This is a genomic window from Flavobacterium aurantiibacter, assembly GCF_002251775.1.
In the GTDB taxonomy this organism is placed as follows: domain Bacteria; phylum Bacteroidota; class Bacteroidia; order Flavobacteriales; family Flavobacteriaceae; genus Flavobacterium; species Flavobacterium aurantiibacter.
This window is the reverse complement of the sequence record NZ_NOXX01000054.1, coordinates 1-4,945: the sequence shown is the minus strand read 5'-3', so window position 1 is coordinate 4,945 and position 4,945 is coordinate 1. Positions and strand designations below refer to the sequence as shown.

Below are 4,945 nucleotides of genomic sequence, written 5' to 3'. Positions count from 1 at the left end.
CATCCCACCCGCCCCCATCGAGGCGAAGTTTTGAAAAAAAATCGAGATAAGATTACGGGTTTTCCGTAAATTTTGCTCTTTTTTTGGGAGACAAACAGTTCGGATTTTTTTAGTTACGGATTTTTCGCCTTAGGGATTGGAGCAGAAATGAGCTGCCGTTGCCCGCGTAAGCGCAAGCTGGTTTTACGGCGACCAGCGGAAGCCGAAAAAGCAGCAATTGCGGTAGTGGGCAACCAAGCGAATTGCCGCGAAAGCCCGGCGCACCTTATTGACGGCCGAGGAAACGAGGCAACGCAATCAAGAAGCGCAAGGCCCACAAACTAGCAAAATGAACAATGAGCTTTTGTCCTATACCGCTGATAAATAGTGTGTACGCAACGGATATACTTCTTTGTTATCTTTGAAAAAATTTTTTTCGCATGAAGAAGCTGCTTTTTTGCGCGCTGATTTCCACTTTTGGCGCGTGGGCACAACATGGAATTGACTTTGAAATTTCAAACGCGGAAGCGCGTGCGGCTCAGAGTTTACTGTCGTTTCAAGCAAACAGTAACACCACGAATTACGACGTGAAGCATCAAACGTTGAATTTCACCGTAGATCCAGCGCAGTATTTTATTAGCGGCGTGGTGACAACCGATTTTATTCCAACTACTACATTAACGCAAATGACTTTTGATTTGTCGAACCAATTAACTGTTTCGCAGGTCACTTCAGGAAATGTTTCTTTAAACTTTACGCAGAATTTTAACGACGAACTTGTAATTACTTTTCCGACGGCACTTCCAGCAGGTGTGCTAAATAGCGTGACCGTAACCTATAGCGGTCAGCCTGCAACCGGCGAAGAAGCTTTTACGATTGATACGCACAACGGCGTTCCGGTACTGTGGACGCTTTCGCAACCATACGGCGCCCGCGATTGGTGGCCGTGTAAGCAAGATTTAAATGATAAAATTGACTCTATAGATATTTATCTGAACACACCGTCGCAGTATGTAGCTGTTGCTAACGGCCTGCAGGAATCGGTTGTTGTTACCGGAAACACCAAAACGACGCATTTTTCGCATAACTATCCGATTCCGGCCTACTTAATTGCCATTGCGGTAACGAACTATTCGATATTTAACCAAACGGCAGGGACTCCGCCAAACGATTTTCCGATCGTAAATTATGTGTATCCGGAAAATTTAAGTACCACGCAACAGCAGCTTGCACTCACACTGCCCATTATGAGTATGTTTGAAGATTTATTTCAAACGTATCCGTACCACACGGAAAAGTATGGGCACGCACAATTTGGTTGGAGCGGCGGCATGGAACACACAACTGTTTCGTTTATGGGGAATTTTAGCCGCGGATTAATTGCTCACGAATTGGCACATCAGTGGTTTGGAAATAAAGTTACGTGCGGCAGTTGGCAAGACATTTGGTTGAACGAAGGATTTGCAACGTATTTGTCAGCTATGGTTATCGAAGCTTTTGATGGCGATGCGGCTTTTGTTGAGCACAAAACAGCGCTTACAAACTGGATTACTTCGGTAGCTGGCGGTGCGGTTTACTTAACGCCGTCTGAAACCAATAGTGTAAATCGAATTTTTAGCAACCGTTTGAGTTACAGCAAAGGCGCCATGGTTTTGCATATGTTGCGTTACAAGTTGGGGGACAGTGTTTTTATTCAAGCGTTACGAAATTTCTTGAACGATCCCGCCTTGGCATTTAATTACGCCGTGACCTCACAGTTTCAGGACATTTGCGAAGCAACTTCGGGCACCGATTTACAAGAGCTTTTTAACGACTGGATTTACAATCAAGGATATCCAAGCTATTCGGTAGCGGTAACGTATTTGGGCAACAATCAGGCGAAAATTGTTCTGAATCAAACCCAGTCACACCCGTCGGTTAGCTTTTTCGAAATGCCTGTGGAAATCGGTTTATTTAGCAGCACGGGCGAACAACAAATTGTGCGTGTAGAACACACAAGCAACGGACAAGAATTTATTGTTCCGGTAGACTTTCCTGTGGTTGACGTGAGTTTTGACCCGAACCGCAATATCATTAGCCGAAACAACGCCATTACTTTAGGAACCGATAGTTTTTTGCTTAACCAAGTAGCTTTAGCACCAAATCCGGCGTCCGATTTTATGTCGGTTTCTATTCCTGAAGGATTGCAAATCGACGAAATGTCTATTTACGACATACAAGGGCGATTAGTTGCCAATCCGCAAAATGCAGCACGTATCGATGTGCAAGCCTTAGCGTACGGCACGTATGTGTTAAAGCTGCGCTCTAATTCGGGCTCGACGGCGTCGTTTCAATTCATCAAGAACTAGCCGAAACCAGATTTAGTAGTCGGATTTCATCGGTATTTAGATTAATATCGGCAACAGCGAGCAATTCATTTAGCTGCGTTACCGATGTTGCACTGGCAATAGGTGCCAAAATGGTTTCTTGTTTGAGTAACCACGCCAATGCGATAGCCGCAGGAGTTGTATTATGTGCGGCCGACAATGCATCGAGCGCACTTAAAATACGCATGCCGCGTTCGTTGAAATGGTTGGCAAAACGGCCGCCGCGGATACTTTTCTGAAGGTCGGCTGTACTTCGGTATTTGCCCGTTAAAAATCCGCTTTCCAAACTAAAATACGGAATGACTGCGAGCTGGAGTTCGGCACAAGTGTTTTGCAGTTCGCCCTCAAACTTTTCGCGCATATACAAATTGTAGTACGGTTGTAAGGTTCGGTACGGCTGTAGTTGTTGCGATCGAGCAATTTCAGAGGCTTCTTGTAGTCGATCGGCAGTGAAATTTGATGCGCCGATGTAGCGAATTTTCCCTGCTTGAATAAGTTCGTCGTAAGCGCGAAGTGTCTCGTCTTGCGCAGTTTCCGGATCGTCTTGATGACTTTGAAACAAATCGATGTAATCAGTTTTTAAGTTTCGCAACGATTGTTCCACGGCCGATTTCAAATACGCGGCTTTCAAACCTACTTTTCCTTCGCCCATATCCATTCCGGCTTTCGTAGCAATGATAATTTTGTCGCGACTTTTAACATCCGACAACCATTTTCCGATGATTTTTTCCGATTCGCCGCCCACATTTCCAGGCGCCCAACGCGAGTAGATATCGGCGGTATCAATCATGTTAAAACCTTTGTCGATAAAGGCATTCAGGATTTGAAAGGAAGTTTTCTCATCGATGGTCCATCCAAAGACATTGCCGCCAAAAATGAGCGGTGCCGTTTTAAGTTCGGTGTTGGGAACAGATTTAAATTTGAGCATGAGCATTCAGAATTGAGTGAGCCTTGCGAAATTAACAAACTTTTACCGACTGCCGTTGTGCTTGCAGTTTTACTGCTGCATCAAAAAGATTACATTTGCGGCTCATTTAGAAGAAGATTCATGGAAATTGCTGTCAAATTTGGTCAGTTTTTGTTAAGTCTGTCGCTGCTCATCGTTTTGCACGAGTTAGGACATTTTATTCCGGCTAAGATTTTTAAGACGAAGGTTGAGAAGTTTTATTTGTTTTTCGACGTGAAGTTTTCGTTGTTTAAGAAGAAAATAGGCGAGACCGTTTACGGAATTGGCTGGTTGCCGTTGGGCGGATACGTGAAAATTGCCGGTATGATCGACGAATCGATGGATACCGAAACGATGAAACAAGAACCACAACCGTGGGAGTTCCGTTCCAAACCGGCTTGGCAACGACTCATCATCATGTTAGGAGGCGTAACGGTAAACTTTATTTTGGCTTTCCTTATTTACATTGGAATGGCTTACGCTTATGGCGATTATTACGTCAAAAACAGCGAAGTAAAAGACGGCGTTTGGGTTCAAAATCCGGTTGTGGAAAAAGCGGGAATTCAAACAGGCGACAAGATTCTCAGTATAGATAATAAGAAAGTAGACAAGTTTAGTTCGGCAATCATGTCTGACTTACTGATGGCAAAAACAGTCGAAATCGAACGTAACGGAACACCACAAACCATCACATTGCCACAGAACTTTATTGGTCAGTTTATCGACGCCGATAAGCGTAATGCTATTTCCCTTAGAATGCCTTTTGCCGTTGGTGGCTTAGCCGACGACTCGAAGAATAAAGATGTATTGAAGGCAAAAGACATTGTGGTAGAATTAAACGGACAACCCGTTAAATATTTCGATCAAGCGCCAAAAATTTTGGAAACGTACAAGGGGAAAACGATTCCAGGCGTTGTTTTACGTGATAATAAACGCGTTCCGGTGCAACTAAACGTAAATGCCGAAGGAAAATTGGGGGTTGCTTTAGGAGCAATAAAAGAAGACAATTTAACGCGTTTAGGTTACTATAAATTCAGCAGAGAGTCTTACAGCTTTTTTGAGTCGATTCCGGTTGGGATCGATAAAGGAATCGAGCAGTTGGCTGGATACGGCCGACAACTAAAAGCGATTTTTACGCCAAGTACAGGCGCTGCGAAGGGCGTAGGGGGCTTTTATGCCATTTTTAATATATTCCCGGAAGAGTGGAGCTGGCAAGTATTTTGGGCTATCACCGCGATGTTGTCGATTGTTTTAGGAGTTATGAATTTATTGCCAATCCCGGCGCTAGATGGCGGGCATGTGATGTTTTTGTTGTACGAAATGATCAGCGGCAGAAAACCGAGCGATAAATTTTTGGAGCGTGCACAAATGGTAGGCTTTTTCTTACTGATTGGTTTAGTGCTTTTTGCGAACGGCAACGACATTTACAAGCTATTTTTCAAGTAAAAAATGCACTTTATTTCGCAATTTTATTTTGTAGAACAAAAACAATAGCTATATTTGCACCGCTTTAATCGCAACCGCGTTAGGCAAGACATAAAAATATTTTCCTCCTTAGCTCAGTTGGTTAGAGCATCTGACTGTTAATCAGAGGGTCCTTGGTTCGAGCCCAAGAGGGGGAGCAGAAATCCTGATCAGTAATGGTCGGGATTTT

3 protein-coding genes and 1 tRNA gene are annotated in these 4,945 nt (G+C 43.9%); 3 read left to right on the top strand and 1 reads right to left on the bottom strand.

Annotated features, from left to right (window positions below):
• The first annotated feature begins 419 nt into the window (after positions 1 to 419).
• Positions 420 to 2,327: a M1 family aminopeptidase gene (locus CHX27_RS00610; protein ID WP_094484849.1), complete on the top strand. Its 1,908-nt coding sequence runs from the start codon at positions 420 to 422 to the stop codon at positions 2,325 to 2,327.
• Here the strand turns inward: CHX27_RS00610 and CHX27_RS00605 are convergent.
• On the bottom strand, positions 2,317 to 3,273 hold the full coding sequence (locus tag CHX27_RS00605) for an aldo/keto reductase (protein ID WP_094484851.1): 957 nt from the start codon (positions 3,271 to 3,273) through the stop codon (positions 2,317 to 2,319). The two genes, CHX27_RS00610 and CHX27_RS00605, sit on opposite strands and share 11 nt — an antisense overlap.
• 120 nt (positions 3,274 to 3,393) lie before the next feature.
• Between CHX27_RS00605 and rseP the strand changes: the two genes are divergently transcribed.
• Positions 3,394 to 4,737, top strand: coding sequence for an RIP metalloprotease RseP (gene rseP / locus CHX27_RS00600; RefSeq protein ID WP_094484848.1), 1,344 nt, complete (start codon positions 3,394 to 3,396; stop codon positions 4,735 to 4,737).
• 102 nt (positions 4,738 to 4,839) lie between these two features.
• Positions 4,840 to 4,913 (top strand) — tRNA-Asn (locus CHX27_RS00595).
• Positions 4,914 to 4,945 lie beyond the last annotated feature (32 nt).

What these genes read in the sequence shown, in the direction of transcription:
- CHX27_RS00605 (WP_094484851.1), bottom strand. Translation starts at nt 3,273, where the DNA reads ATGCTCAAATTTAAATCTGTTCCCAACACCGAACTTAAAACGGCACCG.
- CHX27_RS00610 (WP_094484849.1), top strand. Translation starts at nt 420, where the DNA reads ATGAAGAAGCTGCTTTTTTGCGCGCTGATTTCCACTTTTGGCGCGTGG.
- rseP (WP_094484848.1), top strand. Translation starts at nt 3,394, where the DNA reads ATGGAAATTGCTGTCAAATTTGGTCAGTTTTTGTTAAGTCTGTCGCTG.